Annotated in this window: 13 protein-coding genes; 7 read left to right on the top strand and 6 right to left on the bottom strand. The window is 64.0% G+C overall.

The genetic code is table 11. The features are described from left to right. Nucleotides 1–25: 25 nt before the first annotated feature. Entirely contained in the window at nucleotides 26–307 is a 282-nt protein-coding gene (locus tag ACN9M3_RS26115; protein ID WP_426164226.1) for a hypothetical protein, read from the top strand. On the opposite strand, the gene ACN9M3_RS26110 is transcribed toward ACN9M3_RS26115, so the two are convergent. Then, nucleotides 291–929, bottom strand: coding sequence for a hypothetical protein (locus tag ACN9M3_RS26110; protein WP_426319082.1), 639 nt, complete (start codon nucleotides 927–929; stop codon nucleotides 291–293). The two genes, ACN9M3_RS26115 and ACN9M3_RS26110, sit on opposite strands and share 17 nt — an antisense overlap. A gap of 51 nt (nucleotides 930–980) precedes the next feature. Between ACN9M3_RS26110 and ACN9M3_RS26105 the strand changes: the two genes are divergently transcribed. Continuing rightward, nucleotides 981–1304 carry a hypothetical protein gene (locus tag ACN9M3_RS26105; RefSeq protein WP_426164222.1) on the top strand — a complete coding sequence of 108 codons (324 nt, stop codon included), beginning with the start codon at nucleotides 981–983 and terminating at the stop codon, nucleotides 1302–1304. Here ACN9M3_RS26105 and ACN9M3_RS26100 read toward each other — a convergent pair. Further along, nucleotides 1301–3373, bottom strand: coding sequence for a GGDEF domain-containing protein (locus ACN9M3_RS26100; RefSeq protein ID WP_426164220.1), 2073 nt, complete (start codon nucleotides 3371–3373; stop codon nucleotides 1301–1303). The two genes, ACN9M3_RS26105 and ACN9M3_RS26100, sit on opposite strands and share 4 nt — an antisense overlap. Before the next feature lie 279 nt (nucleotides 3374–3652). On the opposite strand from ACN9M3_RS26100, the gene ACN9M3_RS26095 reads away from it, so the two are divergent. Then, on the top strand, nucleotides 3653–4528 hold the full coding sequence (locus tag ACN9M3_RS26095) for an ABC transporter ATP-binding protein (RefSeq protein ID WP_426319081.1): 876 nt from the start codon (nucleotides 3653–3655) through the stop codon (nucleotides 4526–4528). Further along, the gene (locus ACN9M3_RS26090; RefSeq protein WP_426319080.1) at nucleotides 4525–6075 is read left to right on the top strand and encodes a hypothetical protein; all 1551 of its coding nucleotides are present in this window, start codon (nucleotides 4525–4527) and stop codon (nucleotides 6073–6075) included. The genes ACN9M3_RS26095 and ACN9M3_RS26090 overlap by 4 nt, the downstream gene beginning before the upstream one ends. Here the strand turns inward: ACN9M3_RS26090 and ACN9M3_RS26085 are convergent. The 4 genes from ACN9M3_RS26085 to phaP all read right to left on the bottom strand — a co-directional run bounded on the left by ACN9M3_RS26085 (nucleotide 6072) and on the right by phaP (nucleotide 12308). Beyond that, nucleotides 6072–7940, bottom strand: coding sequence for a methyl-accepting chemotaxis protein (locus tag ACN9M3_RS26085; protein ID WP_426319079.1), 1869 nt, complete (start codon nucleotides 7938–7940; stop codon nucleotides 6072–6074). The two genes, ACN9M3_RS26090 and ACN9M3_RS26085, sit on opposite strands and share 4 nt — an antisense overlap. A gap of 77 nt (nucleotides 7941–8017) precedes the next feature. Beyond that, the gene (locus ACN9M3_RS26080) at nucleotides 8018–9805 is read right to left on the bottom strand and encodes an ABC transporter ATP-binding protein (RefSeq protein ID WP_426319078.1); all 1788 of its coding nucleotides are present in this window, start codon (nucleotides 9803–9805) and stop codon (nucleotides 8018–8020) included. After that, complete coding sequence (locus tag ACN9M3_RS26075) at nucleotides 9792–11543, bottom strand: ABC transporter ATP-binding protein (RefSeq protein WP_426319077.1); 1752 nt, start codon at nucleotides 11541–11543, stop codon at nucleotides 9792–9794. The genes ACN9M3_RS26080 and ACN9M3_RS26075 overlap by 14 nt, the downstream gene beginning before the upstream one ends. Before the next feature lie 144 nt (nucleotides 11544–11687). Then, the gene (gene phaP / locus ACN9M3_RS26070) at nucleotides 11688–12308 is read right to left on the bottom strand and encodes a TIGR01841 family phasin (RefSeq protein WP_426319076.1); all 621 of its coding nucleotides are present in this window, start codon (nucleotides 12306–12308) and stop codon (nucleotides 11688–11690) included. Nucleotides 12309–12482: 174 nt separating this feature from the next. Here phaP and ACN9M3_RS26065 point away from each other — a divergent pair, with 174 nt between their 5' ends. From ACN9M3_RS26065 to ACN9M3_RS26055, 3 genes are read left to right on the top strand one after another with little or no spacing between them, the layout of a single operon-like run. Next, a complete protein-coding gene (locus tag ACN9M3_RS26065) occupies nucleotides 12483–13784 on the top strand; it encodes an amidohydrolase family protein (RefSeq protein WP_426319075.1) in 1302 nt (433 codons plus the stop codon). Between the two features lie 34 nt (nucleotides 13785–13818). Next, on the top strand, nucleotides 13819–14340 hold the full coding sequence (locus ACN9M3_RS26060) for a GNAT family N-acetyltransferase (RefSeq protein WP_057259917.1): 522 nt from the start codon (nucleotides 13819–13821) through the stop codon (nucleotides 14338–14340). Beyond that, a complete protein-coding gene (locus ACN9M3_RS26055; protein ID WP_426164203.1) occupies nucleotides 14337–14843 on the top strand; it encodes a GNAT family N-acetyltransferase in 507 nt (168 codons plus the stop codon). The genes ACN9M3_RS26060 and ACN9M3_RS26055 overlap by 4 nt, the downstream gene beginning before the upstream one ends. The last annotated feature ends 76 nt before the right edge of the window (nucleotides 14844–14919 follow it).

The raw sequence follows: 14919 nt of genomic DNA, 5'->3' as shown, positions 1-14919 counted from the left end.
CCCAAAGCCAAACATTGGAGGGCAGATGCAGGTAAATCTTTTAGCTGCAGGTGGCGTTTTCCTGTTGGTGTTGCTGGCATCCAACGCTATCCGGCGTTCCTTCATGCGCCATGTGCAAGCGCGCGGCGCCGACCTGCCGGCTGCCGACACGGCCGGCTGGCTGCTGTTCTTCGGGCTGGCTTTCCTGGCCGCCGCCGTGCTCGGGGTGCTGAACCTTTCCAAGTTCCTCAACCTGGCGTTTTGCAGCACCTTGCTGGTGTTCGGCGTGGCGGCGCTGGTCGGCGCCTTCGTCATCGGTCGCCGTTAGCATCTTCCTGCCACGCCACCGGGATGTGGCGGATCTCGTTGCCATTCCACGCGGTGACCAGCCCTTCCACGCGTTTTCCGTCGACCTTCAGCGCTGCCACGTGATAGCGGTAGTCGGGCCCGAACTGGCGTTCGGCCGCGCGCCTTGCGCGTTCCGCGGCATCGCCATGCAGCAGTAGCGACAGTGCGACGCAGAGCATCAGCGACAGCGCGGCGCCGCTGGCGGCCGCCAGTCCCATGTGGCGCGCCTTGTGGCCGGCGGCGCGGCGCGCGGCAAGAACAGCGGGCGCGCCAAGGGTGCGGTACAGCCAGTGCAGCAGCAACAGCCAGGTTGCGCTGGTGACGAGGGAGGGGAGGATGCGCGGCTGCAGCCTGAGCTGGGTCAGGGTCAGGTCGACCGGCTGCATCAGGGGCCAGGCCAGCATCATCACGCCCAGCGCGCACAGGGCAAAGGCGGCCCCCCAGCGCACCAGCGACGCCATGTGCAGGCTGCCGGACAGCAAGCCGATACCGGCTGCCGCACCGAGCAGGAAAAGGCCGGACCGGATGGCCAGCAGGTCGCAGGTGCCCAGCACCACCAGCACCATGCCCGCCCGCTTAAGGATGGGAATGTGCGCGTCCATTGGAGTATTCTAGCGTAACATTTTCACTATGCTGGAAGGAAAGGAGACACCATGAAAAGCATGATTGCCGTGCTGTTTGCAACGCTGGCGCTGGCCCTGGGCGGTTGCCAGAAACCGGAAGACAAGCGCATCGGTCCGGCGGAACAGGCCGGCCGCGAGATCGACAAGGCCGCCAGCGTGGCAGGCGAAAAGCTGGACCAGGCGGCCAGCAAGGCTGAAGAAAAACTGGGCCAGGCCGGCGAGAAATTGGACCAGGCGGCCCAGCAGGCTGGCGAAAAGCTGAACAAGGCCACCGAAAAAATCGGCGAAAAAGTCGAGCAGGCTGGCAAGGAAATGCAGGAGTCGGCCCGCGAGGCGCGCAAGGAAAAGAACTAGTTCCCTGATTTGCTCTTCAGCGGCACCACATTGGAAGGCGGCGGCTCGTCGGGCATGCCGCCCAACACCAGCGTCAGGTCGACAAAGCCGGCGCGCCAGGCCTGCTCCAGGTTCTGCTCGATGGCCTCCATCGAGGTCTGTTCGAAGTTGCTGAAGCCGCGCACCCCGTAGGCGCGGTTGCGGCCATGGGCCTTGGCCAGGTACAGCGCCATGTCCACCAGGTTGACCGCACGTTCCCAAGGCAGCGGCAGGCCGCCCGGCGCCAGCGGGAATGGCGCAAAGCCGACCGATACATTCACGTGGATCATGTGGTCCTGGAACGGCACCGGCTGCGACGACACGCAGCTCAGGATGCGGCGCGCGATTTCATCCACGCCGTTGCGCGGAATGGCCGGCAGGAAGGCCAGGAATTCCTCCCCACCCCAGCGCACGATCATGTCGGTCTCGCGCAGCGCGATGCGCAGGCTCTCGGCTATCATCTTCAGCACCGCGTCGCCGGCGGCGTGGCCGTAGGTGTCGTTGACGTGCTTGAAGTGGTCGACGTCCAGCAGGAAAAGGGCGCCGACGATGTCTTCACCGTTGGCGCCGCGCCGCTCCACCTGGTTATGCGTGCGCATGTATTCCTGGAAGTGGCGGCGGTTGTACAGCGCCGTGAGCGGATCGAGCGAGCTTTGCGCCTTCAACTCCAGGTTCTTCACCTCGAGCTGGGCGTTGGCCTGGCGTACCTTGCGATACAGCAGGCCGACAATCACGGCAGCCAGCGCGAACACCACCGCCAGCAGCCACCAGATGCGCTGCTGCAGGCGGCGCGCGGTCAGCTCCGCTCCCTTGGCCTGGTTTTCGTGCGATAGCTGTTCAATCTGGCGCTTCTTCTTTTCGGTGTCGTACTTTTCCTGCAGCTCCCACATGGTCTTCTTGCGCTGCGACTCGAACAATTCGTTCGAGATCTGGCGTTCGCGATGGTAGGCTTCCACCGCACCCTGGTAGTCGCCCACGCGTTCCAGCGCTTCGCCGTATTCGGTCAGGAGGGCTTGCAGCTCGGGCTTGTCGCCGGTCTTTTCGTAATAAGCCATGCCGAGCGCGAAGGACTTCTTTCCTTCCGCGACCTTGTTGGTTCCCATGTAGGCCTGGCCGGCATTGATGCGCGCCGTGGCTTCGTTGGCATCGTCGTTCGCATCGCGCGCGGCGGCCGAAGCTTCGTTGGCAAAACGCAGCGCGGCGGGGAAATCGTGCAGCTTCAGGTTGATATCGGACAGGTTCACCAGCGTGGTGGCGATCATGCGCTTGGCGCCGAGCTTGCGGGTCAGGTCCAGGTTGGCCAGCAGGGCGCGCATGCCGCGCTTGTATTGCTGCGTGTCGACCGCCAGGCCATATTCGGTGTTGTTGGCGATCGCCATGCGACCCGGCGAATTCAGGGTCTCCGACACTTCGAAGGTTTCGCCCAGCGTTTCCCACGCCTTGTCGTATTCGCGCACCTGGGTGTAGAACAGGGTGAGCGCATTGAGCGCGCTGGCCAGCGGTACCTTGTCGCTCTCGACCTTTTGCGCCAGCTCCACTGCCGACTGCAGGCGAATCAGGGCCACGGGATAATTGCCCTGTTCAGCGTAGCTTTGGCCGGCAGTGATGGTCGACTGCACGCGCAGCAACATGTCGTTGGTGTCGCTGGCCAGCTTTTCCGCTTCGAACGCCAGTTCGTGCGACACCTGGCGCTCGTTCATCGCCGAGCGCACGTAGGCCTTGGTCAGCAAGCCCTTGGCGATGATGATCTTGTTGTCCTGGGCACGGCCGAAGTCATGCAGTTCTTCGGCCAGCGCCAGCGCCACGTCATGCTTGCCCAGGCTGCGGTGGGTCAGGCTGAGCTGGGCCAGGAATTCGGCGCGGGTCAGGGGCGGGGCGGAGCGCGCCACCGGTTCCATCTGCTGCAACTGGACCAGGGCCTTTTCGGGAACGAAACGCACCAGTTCGCGGATCTGCGCGATTTCGCTGTCGAGGGGCGACTGGGCAAATGCAAGGCAGGGCGCAAGCAGGCAGGCGCCCGCCAGCGTTCGGAGGCGCTTGGAAATCGTCAAAACCGGAAAGCCTGGCAACTTGAGTCCTTGGGGTCGCATGAGCAGCGTGTGCGGTTCATTATATGCCTGTTGCAAGCGGGAAATCCGCAATGCCACTCACTATTTGCATGATAGACGCCCCAACTGTGGGGAAAATGCAAGTGGAATTTCCACTTGTGAAACTACTTGCCATCGCTTTCCGCCTGGCCCTCGATTTTTACCGTTCATCGCATTTCCTGCGCGGGCCCGCTGCGGGCTCGATAAAGTTTGCTTCAACAACATACTTGAGGCGAAAACAAGATGCTCGAATTGCGCAATGTCAGCAAGGCCTTCCGCGAACTGAAAGCGGTGGAGGACGTTTCCCTGAAACTTGGTAGTGGTGTAGTCGGGCTTGTTGGTCACAATGGCGCCGGCAAGACCACTTTGATGCAATTGGTCGCCACGCTGTCGCGGCCGACTGCCGGCAGCATCCTGTTCGATGGCCAGGACATTGTGCGCAATCCGGATGCGATGCGGCGCCGCCTTGGCTTCCTGCCGCAGGAGTTCGGGGTCTATCCGAACCTGAGCGCGCTGGAGTGCATGCAGTATTTCGCTGCGCTGAAGGGCGTGCGCGATCCCGCCCGCATTCGCCACCTGCTGGAACTGGTGAACCTGTCCGAGCATGCGCGGCGGCCGGCGGCATCGTTCTCGGGCGGCATGCGGCGCCGCCTGGGGATCGCCCAGGCGCTGCTGAACGATCCCGATATCCTGATCGTGGATGAACCGACAGCGGGCCTGGACCCGGAAGAGCGCCTGCGCTTCCGCCGCCTGTTGTCCGAACTGGGTTTTGGCAAGCTTGTGATCGTGTCGACTCATATCGTGCCGGATGTGGAGAGCATCGCAGGCCAACTGGCCATCATGCGCAAGGGCCGCTTGCTGGCGCTGGAAACGCCGGACGCCATCCTGCAGCGGGCGCGCGGCCAGGTGTGGCAGGCCAGCGTCGATGCCGCCGATTACGATGCGCTGCGCAGCCGCTTCCATGTGCTGCAGGCGCAACGCCAGGGCCCGCAGGTGCAGCTGCGCGTGGCGCATCCGGGACAGCCGTTTGCGGGCGCGCATGCGGTCGAGCCGAGCCTGGAAGAAGCGCTGATGGCGCAACGCTATGCGCTGTCGGAACCGGTTGCGGAGGCAGCATGAATGCAATCGGTGTCATGGCGCTCAATGAGGTGCGCTTGCGGCTGCGCCGGCGGTCCACGCTGGTGGCGCTGCTGGCGGCGATGGCCCTGTGCTGGCTCGGCATTTCCGATCCGGCCGATGGCATCACGATGATGATGATCGACCGAAAGCGTGTGCTGTACACCAGCCAGGCGCTGGCCTTTGGCAGTGCCCATATCGCCGGTATGCTGCTCGGACTGGCAGGCTTCTACCTGGTGCGCGGTCGCGTTGCAGACGACCTGCAAAGCGGCATGGGCGCAGTGATCGGCGCAACAGGCGCCAGCAATGCCTTGCTGGTTGCCGGGCGCTGGCTGGGCGGCGTGGCGTACCTGGTGCTGTTCGTGTTTGCCTACCTTGCTTCCACCCTGGCGCTGCATGCCTTGCGCGGCGAAGGGCCGATCGAAGTGCTGGTCTACCTGCAAACCTATCTGCTGATGCTGCTGCCGATCGTCAGCTACGCGGCCGCCTGCGCAGTCCTGTTCGACAATATCGGGCCGTTGCTGGGCAAGCGTGGCGACGTATTGTTCTTCTTCCTGTGGTGCATGCAGTTCGGCGCGCTGGTTGGCGTGACCGAGAGCCCGGGAGCGCTGTGGCCGATGTTTCTCGATTTCTCGGGGCTGTCGGTGGCCGTGACGACACTGCGCGAACATTTCGCGACGACATCCTTTGTCCTCGGCCGGAGTGCTTTCGATCCGGCTGAAGCGACGCTGGTCTTTCCGGCGACCTTGTGGACACTCAAAGCGTGGGGCATCCGTGCGGCGACGCTGTCGCTGTCCATGCTGCTGCTGGTGCCGGCAACCCTGTTCTTCCACCGTTATTCGCCGGACCGGGTGCGGCCACGATCGGCGCGCGGCAACCGCCTGCTGGCGCTGGCCGACCGTGCGCTGCGCCCGGTGGCGGTGGTGCTGCGGCCCTTGCCGGGACTGGCGATGCTAGTGCCGGGCTTTGCTGGCGAAGTACTGGCGGAAGTGGCGCTTGTGCTGTCCATGTCGCCTTCCGCAGCGCTGGTTCTTGCTGCGGGCGCCGTGGCGGCAGCGCTGGCGGCGCCCGAGGTTCTGCCGGGCGTGATGATTGCCGGCGTGGCGGGGTGGGGCATGATTGTGTGCGGCATCGCGCCGCGCGATTGGCAGAGTGGGGCGGATGCGATGACCGCGGCGCTGCCCGGTGGCTCGGGCCGGCGCTACCTGCGGCAGTGGGCGGCCAGCCTGCTGCTCGCCCTGCCGCTCGCCATCGTGGCCCTGCGCTGGTCGCTCGAAGCTCCGCTGCGCGCTGTTGCTGCAGTTTCCGGCGTGCTGGCGCTGGCATCTGCCGCCAGCCTGCTGGGTGGCTTGACGCGCGGGTCGCGGCTGTTCCTGGCGTTGTTCCTGTTCACCTGGTATATCGCGCTCAATACGCCGAAAGAAGCCGCGCTGGACCTGGTCGGCTTCAATGGCTCCGCAAACACAGCGACCGTGGCTGCATGGGCGATCGCGGGCTGCCTCGCGTGGGCCGCGGGATTCGTGCACGCCAGCCGCTTGCGCAGCGCTTAGAACTCTTCCCAGCCTTCGCTTGCCGGCGCCGTATTGCGCGCCGTAGTGCGCCGGGATCGCTCCGGATCGCCGGCGCGGGGCGGCGCCGCGCCGGCAGCGTTGCGGCCGGAGGCCCTGGCTGTGGCGCGGGGTGCCGCCACGTTTGCCGGCACCTTGGCCGCCAGCGCGACCCCGGTGCGCGCTTTGGCGGCTACGGCGCCGCCCTTCAGCCGGAAGATGCTGACCGCCTGCGCCAGTGCCTGGGCTTGCTCCTGCAAGCTCTCCGCCGCGGCAGCAGCTTGCTCGACCAGCGCCGCATTTTGCTGCGTCATCGCATCCATCTGTCCTATCGCCTGGTTCACTTCACCGATGCCGCTGCCCTGCTGCTGGCTGGCGCTGGTAATTTCCCCCATGATGCCGGCAACCTTGTGCACCGAAGCGACGATGCGCTGCATGGTATCGCCGGCTGCATCGACCAGCCGTCCGCCTTCTTCCACACGCGACACCGAAGTGCCGATCAATTCCTTGATTTCCCTGGCCGCGGCCGCACTGCGCTGCGCCAGGTTGCGCACTTCCGACGCCACCACTGCAAAGCCGCGCCCTTGTTCGCCCGCCCTTGCAGCTTCCACTGCCGCATTCAGCGCCAGGATATTGGTCTGGAACGCGATGCCATCGATCACGCCGATGATGTCGCTGATGCGCGCCGAACTATCCTTGATCGCGCCCATGGTGGCAACCACCTGCGAGACGACGTCGCCGCCTTGCTCGGCCACCTGCGCCGCATCGGCTGCCAGATGGTTGGCCTGCTGTGCGTTGCTGGCGTTCTGCTGCACGGTGTCGGTCAGGTTCTCCATCGCGCTGGCCGTTTCTTCCAGCGAGGAAGCCTGCGTCTCGGTGCGGGCCGACAGGTCGGCGTTGCCTTTGGCGATCTCGCCGGTGGCTACTGTCATCTGGTCGGTGCTGCTGCGGATATTGCCGATCATTTCCGCCAGGCCTTTGTTGATGTGCTCCATCGCTTGCAGCAGCTGGCCGATTTCGTCGCTGCGGCTGGAGTCGATGTCCCGGCTCAAATCCCCGCCTGCAATGCATTCGGCGGTATCGATCGCCTGTTGCAGGCCCGAGCGGATGTAGCGGTAAGCGAACAGCAGGCATGCCACGGCTGCGATGACCGACATGGCTTGCAGCGCCTGCGCCAGGCGTTGGGCGCGTTCGAAGGCGGTGCTGGCTGCCGCTACTTCGGCGCTGGTGCGTTCGTCAAGCAGGGCCAGGAACTCATTCACCGGCTGCATGATCCTGGCCTTGTTCTGGTGGTAGGCCTTGTCATGCATGATGCGGCGGGCCATCTCCGGATCGGGCGGGCCTTCGCGCGTGAAGCCGCCCTTGCCGTCATCGAACTTGCCCTTGACCGCGTTCATCGCGATCACCTCGGTGTGAACCAGCTCGTTGGAGTTGGCTTCCGCTTCCTTCAGCTTGGCGAATTCCTGGCCGGTGAAGCCGGCGCGTTTCATCAGCTCCGACAAGGCGATGGCCTGGCCGGAGGAGGGCGGCACCGGCGTACCTGCGGCGACGAAGTCCCAATAGATGCGTTCATAGTTTTTCGGGCGCGGCTTCTGGCCGTTGCGGATGGCCAGTATGTCCATGTACTGCTGCTCGTAAGCCGCCTCGCCCGACACCACATAGGTGCGCGCCAGGCGGGTCAGGTCGTCCGAACTTTGCCGCAATTCGTCGGCAAGCAGATAGGACTGGTAGCGCGAATCGGCGGCCTGCTTGGCTTCCGCGCCTTTGCTGGAGACACGGAGCAATGCCAGCATGGTCAGTGTTGCCAGCGCGACCGTAATGGCAAAAAACGCCAGGAAGATACGTTTGATGGATAGGTTCTTTTGCATGGCGCTGTCCCCCCTCTGGAGGACAGCATACCCCGACTACCAGGCAACTAGTAATTCTTATCGTGCGGAAACGAGATTCAGGCGGCGAGCTGTTGCAAAAGGTAAAGGCGCTGGTACAAGCCGTTGTCAATCTGCATGAGATCCTCGTGCGGCCCCTGTTCCACGATGCGTCCGTGGTTCAGCACGATGATGCGGTCCGCCTCGCGGATGGTGGACAGGCGGTGCGCGATGGCGATGATGGTGACCTGGCCGCGCAGTTCCTTGAGCGCCACCTGCACGATCTGTTCGGTGTGCGAATCGATGCGCGAGGTGGCTTCGTCAAGCAGCAGGATGCGCGGCTTGCCCGCCAGTGCGCGCGCAATGGCAATGAGCTGCTTCTGGCCGGAGGACAGGCGCGAGCCGCCTTCGCCCAGCACGGTTTCGTAGCCGTCTTCCATCGCCATGATGAAGTCGTGGCAGTGCGCCGCACGCGCCGCGGCCTCGATTTCCTGCCGCGGCAGGCCGCGGCCCATGTCGATATTTTCGCGAGCGGAAGCGGCCAGCAGGAAGGGATCTTGCGGCACCAGTCCCACGTCGGCGCGGAACTGCTCGTTGTCGATTTCATCGAGCAGCATGCCATTCATGCGGATGCTGCCGTGCGGGGCGGGGTAGTAGCGCAGCAGCAGCGACAGCAGGGTCGACTTGCCGCTGCCGGTGTGGCCGACGATGCCGAAGAAGGCGCCTTGCGGAATCTCCAGCGACAACTGGTGCAGCACCCGCTGGCCTTCGATGTATTCGAAATCCAGCGCGCGGATATCGATGGCGGGGGCGCCGTCATCGTTGGCGGCGTGGCGCACATGGGAGCCGGCAGCGCTGCGATGTTCCGGCGCGCTCTGTTCGCCGAGCAGGATCGCTACGCGCGATGTCGCCACCACCGATTGCTGCAACTGGCTGAACTGCATGGTGATCTGGATCAGCGGCTCGATGACGCGCGCGATGTAGTTGATGAAGGCATACAGCACACCCACTTCCGCCGCGCTCATGTCGCGCTGGCCGAACATGAAGATCACGGACGCCAGCAGCAGGATGTTCAGCATGTCGAGCGCGGGACGCAGCAGCCAGGCGTTGGCGCGGATCTCGGCCAGTCGCTGCGTGTAGTGTTCCGCGTTGGTTTGCGCGAAGCGTTCGCCGAAGCGCTGCTCCGCATTATTCGCCTGCAGTACGGTCATGCCGCCGATGGATTCGGCGATCTGCGCATTGATGTCGCTGCGCAGCTGGCGGGCGCGGGTCACGGCCGGAGCGCTCAGACGCTGGTAAGCCCACACGATCACCAGCACGAAAGGCAGCAGCGCGACCACGAGGGTCATCAGGCGCCAGTCCAGCCAGGCCATGGCGGCTACGGTTCCGGCCAGGACGATGGTGCTGTCCAGGATCACGAACAGGACCTGGATGTAGAGGCCTTTGACGGCCTCGGTATCGTTGGTCACGCGCGACACCAGTTGGCCGGTGATGGCGCGATCGAAGAATGCCATCGGCAGCCGCAGCACGTGGCTGTAGACGCGCTCGCGCAGCCGCTGCACTGAACGCATGGCGACGCCGGACAGGCGGGCCAGCTGCAGGTAGCGCACCCAAGTCGCGATCCAGCCGGTCAGCAGCACGCCGCCCAGCAGCAGGGCCATGCGGGTCCAGTCCAGGTGCCTTGGTAGCAGGTGTTCGTCGATCAGGCGCTTGCCCAGCAGGGGACCCAGCACTTCCATGCCGGCTGCAAAGGCCAGCCACAGCACGGCCCAGCCGAGATGGTGCAGGTCCGGACCGGAAGCTTCTTTCAGGAGGCCGACGGCCTGGCGCGTCTGTTCGCGCGCGCTTGTTTTATCAGGCTGCGTCAAGGCTGGCCTCCAGTTGTTGGTAGCGCCACTGGCTGGCGTACCAGCCGTTCAGCGCAAGCAATTCTTCATGCGTGCCTGATTCGGTGATGCGGCCATGCTGCAGCACCACGATCTGGTCCGCATCGACCACGGCGCTCAGGCGGTGGCTGGCGATGATGGCGCAACGGCTGGCGTGGGCGCGGCGCAGTTCTTCGAGGTGTTCGAGGATGGCGGTTTCGGTGCCGGTGTCCACTGCGGACAAGGCATCGTCCAGCAGCAGCAAATCGTTGTCCGAGAGCAGGGCGCGCGCGATTGCAACACGCTGGCGCTGGCCGCCGGACAAGGTGATGCCCTTCTCGCCGACTTCGGTCTCGTACTTGTGCGGGAACAGCAGGATGTCGTCATGGATCGCAGCCAGGCTGGCTGCGCGCTCGACTTCCGCACGCGTGGCGCCGGGCTTGGCCAGCGCGATATTGTCGGCAATCGAAGCCGAGAACAGGAACGACTCCTGCGGCACCCAGCTGATGGCCGCGCGCAGCGCCTGCAGCGTGTACTGGTCCAGCGCGTGGCCGCTCCATTGCGCGCTGCCCTGCGTTGGCGTGACCTGGCGCAGCAGCACGCGCAGCAGGGTCGACTTGCCGGCGCCGGTCGGGCCGACCAGGCCGAGGGTCTGGCCCGGCTTCAAGGTCAGCGAGATATCGGACAGCGCCGGCTCGTGCTGGCCGGGATAGGCGAAGCCCACGCCGCGTAGTTCGAGGTTGCCGGGCGCAACATGCGGCAAGGTGCCATGGTCTTCGATGCTCAAGGGGGCATCGAGCATCGGCTGCAAGCGCGCATAGGCGGCGCGGCCACGCTCGATCAGCGACAGCACCCAGCCCGCCGCAAACATCGGCCAGATCAACTGGCCAAGGTACATGCTGAAAGACGTCAGCTCGCCAATGCTTAATTCGCCGCGCCACACGAGAAAGCCGCCCAGGCCCAGCGACAGGCCGGTGGCCGCAGTAAGCGTCAAGCCGACAGCCGGCTCATACGCCGCTTCCCAGCGCTGCGCAGTCAGGCTGGCGTCGGCAGCGGCGCCAGCCAGTTCTTCAAAACGCCTGCTGCTGCGCTGTTCCAGTCCAAGCGCACGCAGGGTACGCACGCCGGACAGCGTTTCCTGCACATGATCATTCAAGGCACTGAAGCGCTTCAACGAATCGGCGGAAGCGGTATGGATATGCGACGAGATGCGCCAGAAAGCCCAGGCCATCAGCGGGAACGGAATCAGCGCGAACAAGGCCAGGCGCCAGTCGACGCCGACCAGCATCATGCCCAGCACCAGCAGCAGGGTGAGCGAACCGTCAAAACCGGCCAGCATTGCTTCGCCAGCCGCCATCTCGATCGCATCGATGTCGTTGGTGGCCAGGGCCATCAGGTCGCCGGTGCGCTGCTTCTGGAAGAATTGCGGACCTTGCAGCGACAAGCGGCGGTAGAAGCGCGTGCGCAGCTCAACGCCCAATTGATAAGCGGCCGAAAACAGCTTCATGCGCCAGGCGACGCGCAAGCCATAATTTGCCACGCCCAGCAAGAGCAGCAGGCCGATCGCCTGCCACAAAGCCTCGGGCCCAAGCTTGCCCGCCGCCAGGCCATCAACCATATAGCCGATCTGGCGCGGAATACAGATACCGATGACGGCAACGCCGGTCAGCATGGCGCCGGCGGCTGCGTAAGGACGCCAATGGCTGCGGACGAAGCCACCGATCAGGCGCGATAAACTCATATGCTTACTAGAAAAATGCTGCCAAGAGCCTGCAAGGATACCTCAGGGCAGAATTTTTCGCCGAGCGCGCCAAGATGAAAGTCGGGGTCAGGTCTGGCAATCCGCCATTTTGGCGGATTGCCAGACCTGACCCCGACTTTTAATTTACTTGTGGGCTTTGGCGCCGTTGGCGTGGGCGGCTTTTGGGTCGGGGAAGCTGGCGGCTGGCTTGGCTGGCTTGGTGTCGGCTTTTGCTTCGGCTTTGGCTTCTGGCTTGCTTTCTGCTGCCTCGGGCTTGGCTTCGACCTTGGCGTCAGCTTTGGGGGATGGCTTGGCTTCGGTTTTGGCTGCCTTCGGTGCGGGGGCAGTGGCTGGTGCCGGAGCAGGGGCCGCCACTGGCGCTGGCGCAGCGATCGGTGCGGCCAGCTTGGGCACTTTCGCGGCCTGCTGGCCTGCCTCCTTCAATTGCTCCTGCGCTGCCTGGAACAGTTCCGCCTGGGTCTTGCTGGCAATGCTGAACAGCTCGCGGTTGTAGGCAAACAGGCCGTCGAGATTCGGCACGCGGGCAGTGCTCCTGGCGAAGAATTCTTGCGGGTCTTTCGCTTCCAGCAGCTCGCGCGCAGCGGCGGAACTTTTTTCGACGGAGGCCTTGGTGGTGCTCAGGTTGAGCGCAATCACCTTTTGCGCGCCTTCGAAGGCAGTGGTGGCGAAGTTGTTGAGGATTTTCAGCTGCGCTTCCAGCTGCGACTTGGTGGCTGCGGAAAATTGCTCGGGAATCGAAAACATATTTTCTCCTGGATCGATGGGAAATGGTGCGCTGCAATAAACCCATTCTAGCGACGAAATATGGTAATGGAAAGACATTTTTGCCGACTATTGAAGCAGAAGTTATGCAGTGCAACATTGCGTGCCCTGGCCAGCCTGCCTACAATCGGCCATCCTCACCTGTGGAGCTAAGCGATGGATCTTGTAATCCGCAATGCCAGTTTGCCCGATGGCCGCCAGGGCGTCGATATCGCCATCGCGCAGGGACGCATCGTCGATGTCGCTCCTGCTTTGCAAGCCAAGGGGGCTCGCGAGATCGATGCGGAAGGCGACCTGGTCACGCCGCCTTTCGTCGATGCGCATTTTCATCTGGACGCGACGCTAAGCTACGGCCTGCCGCGTGTGAACCGGTCGGGCACGCTGTTGGAAGGCATTGCGCTGTGGGGCGAGCTGAAGCCAGAACTGACGCAGGAAGCGCTGGTGGAGCGCGCCTTGCAGTATTGCGATTGGGCCGTGGCGCGCGGTTTGCTCGCCATTCGCAGCCACGTTGATGTGTGCGACGAGCGCTTGCTCGCCGTGGAAGCGCTGCTGGATGTGAAACGCCGCGTGGCTCCTTACCTTGACTTGCAACTGGTGGCTTTCCCGCAGGATGGCGTGCTGCGCTGCCCAGGTGCGCTGGATAACCTGAAGCGCGCAATTGCCATGGGCGTCGACGTGGTCGGCGGCATTCCGCATTTCGAACGCACCATGGCCGATGGCGCCGAGTCTGTGCGCGTGCTGTGCGAATTCGCGGCCGGGAAGGGCTTGCGCGTCGATATGCACTGCGATGAATCGGACGATCCGCTGTCGCGCCATATCGAAACCCTGGCCTTCCACACGCAGCGTCTTGGCTTGCAGGGCCGCGTGGCCGGCTCGCACCTGACGTCCATGCATTCGATGGACAACTACTACGCCAGCAAGCTCCTGCCGCTGATCCGTGAAGCCGGCGTGGCCGCCATCGCCAACCCGCTGATCAACATCACCTTGCAGGGGCGCCACGACAGCTATCCCAAGCGGCGCGGCATGACGCGTGTGCCGGAGCTGCTGGCGCACGGCATCGACGTCGCCTTCGGCCACGATTGCGTGATGGATCCGTGGTACAGCCTGGGCTCGGGCGACATGCTGGAAGTGGCCCACATGGGCTTGCACGTGGCGCAGATGACCGGGCAGGATGCAATGCGCGCCTGCTTTGCGGCGGTGACGGAAACACCGGCAAAGATCCTCGGCCTGGATGGCTACGGCCTGCAACCCGGCTGCCACGCCGACCTGGTGCTGCTCGATGCCCGCGATCCGGTGGAGGCAATCCGCCTGCGCGCTGCGCGGCGGCTGGTGCTGCGGCGCGGGCAGGTGGTGGCTGAATCGCCGCGGGCGGCGGCGCGCCTGGCCTTGCCGGGCCGGCCGCAGCAAGTCGATTTCCGCCTGTCCGGGCATGCTGGACTTGCAAGGGAAAATGCATGAAAATTCAGCATCATTCCTGCCGTTGGGAGCAGCTTTGAAAGACATCGTCATCCGCCCGGCTACTGAGGCCGATTTCGACTCCATGTGGACGATTTTCCAGGAGTTGATCGCCAGCGGTGATACTTATTATTTCGCCGCGGAGACCAGCCGCGACGACTGCCACGCGTACTGGTTCGGGCGCGGCATCAAGACCTGGGTGGCGGTGCTGAATACCGGCCGCCTGCTCGGCATGTACCGCCTGCTGCCCAACCAGCTCGACCGGGGTTCGCATGTGGCCAACGCTTCCTTCATGGTCAGCCCCGCTGCGCAAGGCGTGGGCATCGGCAAGATGCTGGGCCGCCATTGCCTGGAACAGGCGCGGCGCGATGGCTTCCTCGCCATGCAGTTCAATTATGTGGTCAGTACCAATGTTTCTGCCGTGCTGCTGTGGAAGCGGCTCGGCTTTTCAGTCATAGGCACGCTGCCGCGCGCCTATCGCCACAAGCAGCTCGGTTTTGTCGACGTGTATGTGATGTACAAGTTCCTGGCCGACCCCAACGATTGGCCGGAGCAATGATCGATACCAGACGACTGACCCTGCGTCCCGCAACTGTTGATGATGCTGCGTTCTACCTGCGCCTGGTGAACGAGCCTTCCTTCCTCGAAAACATTGGCGACAAGGGCGTGCGCGACCTTGAAGGCGCGCGCGCCGCCTTGCTCGCCGGCCCCGTCGCCATGCAGGCCCGGTTGGGCTATTCCTTGTGGATGGTGGTGCGCAAGGAAGATGGCGCCGCCATCGGCATGTGCGGCTTGATCAAGCGCGACACCTTGCCCGATACCGATATAGGCTATGCCTACCTGCCAGCCTATTGGGGCCAGGGCTATGCGTGGGAGGCGGCATCGGCGGCCATGGCCTACGGCCGCGATGTCGTTGGCTTGCCGCGCCTGCTAGGCATCGTGTCGCCCGGCAATACGGCGTCGTCAGCGTTGCTGATGAAGCTTGGCATGCACTTTGTCGAGCGGCTTGATGCGGGAAAGACGGATCTTTACCGCATGGAGTTTCCCCCGCGCCACAGCTAGGTTGTTGCGAAAACAGGTTTCTTGGCTTTTGGTACTTTAGGGCGCATGATGACGATTGCAGTCCTGAAGGCATAAT

Origin of the sequence: Pseudoduganella sp. R-43, assembly GCF_049913255.1 — a bacterium.
Taxonomy (GTDB): Bacteria; Pseudomonadota; Gammaproteobacteria; order Burkholderiales; family Burkholderiaceae_D; genus Rugamonas.
This window is presented reverse-complemented; position numbering and strand designations above follow the sequence as displayed.

Bases quoted from the DNA above. Each gene is read 5' to 3' on its own strand.
- ACN9M3_RS26085 (WP_426319079.1), bottom strand. From the start codon at position 7,940: ATGCAAAAGAACCTATCCATCAAACGTATCTTCCTGGCGTTTTTTGCC.
- ACN9M3_RS26055 (WP_426164203.1), top strand. From the start codon at position 14,337: ATGATCGATACCAGACGACTGACCCTGCGTCCCGCAACTGTTGATGAT.
- ACN9M3_RS26110 (WP_426319082.1), bottom strand. From the start codon at position 929: ATGGACGCGCACATTCCCATCCTTAAGCGGGCGGGCATGGTGCTGGTG.
- ACN9M3_RS26115 (WP_426164226.1), top strand. From the start codon at position 26: ATGCAGGTAAATCTTTTAGCTGCAGGTGGCGTTTTCCTGTTGGTGTTG.
- ACN9M3_RS26090 (WP_426319080.1), top strand. From the start codon at position 4,525: ATGAATGCAATCGGTGTCATGGCGCTCAATGAGGTGCGCTTGCGGCTG.
- ACN9M3_RS26105 (WP_426164222.1), top strand. From the start codon at position 981: ATGAAAAGCATGATTGCCGTGCTGTTTGCAACGCTGGCGCTGGCCCTG.
- ACN9M3_RS26065 (WP_426319075.1), top strand. From the start codon at position 12,483: ATGGATCTTGTAATCCGCAATGCCAGTTTGCCCGATGGCCGCCAGGGC.
- ACN9M3_RS26075 (WP_426319077.1), bottom strand. From the start codon at position 11,543: ATGAGTTTATCGCGCCTGATCGGTGGCTTCGTCCGCAGCCATTGGCGT.
- ACN9M3_RS26095 (WP_426319081.1), top strand. From the start codon at position 3,653: ATGCTCGAATTGCGCAATGTCAGCAAGGCCTTCCGCGAACTGAAAGCG.
- phaP (WP_426319076.1), bottom strand. From the start codon at position 12,308: ATGTTTTCGATTCCCGAGCAATTTTCCGCAGCCACCAAGTCGCAGCTG.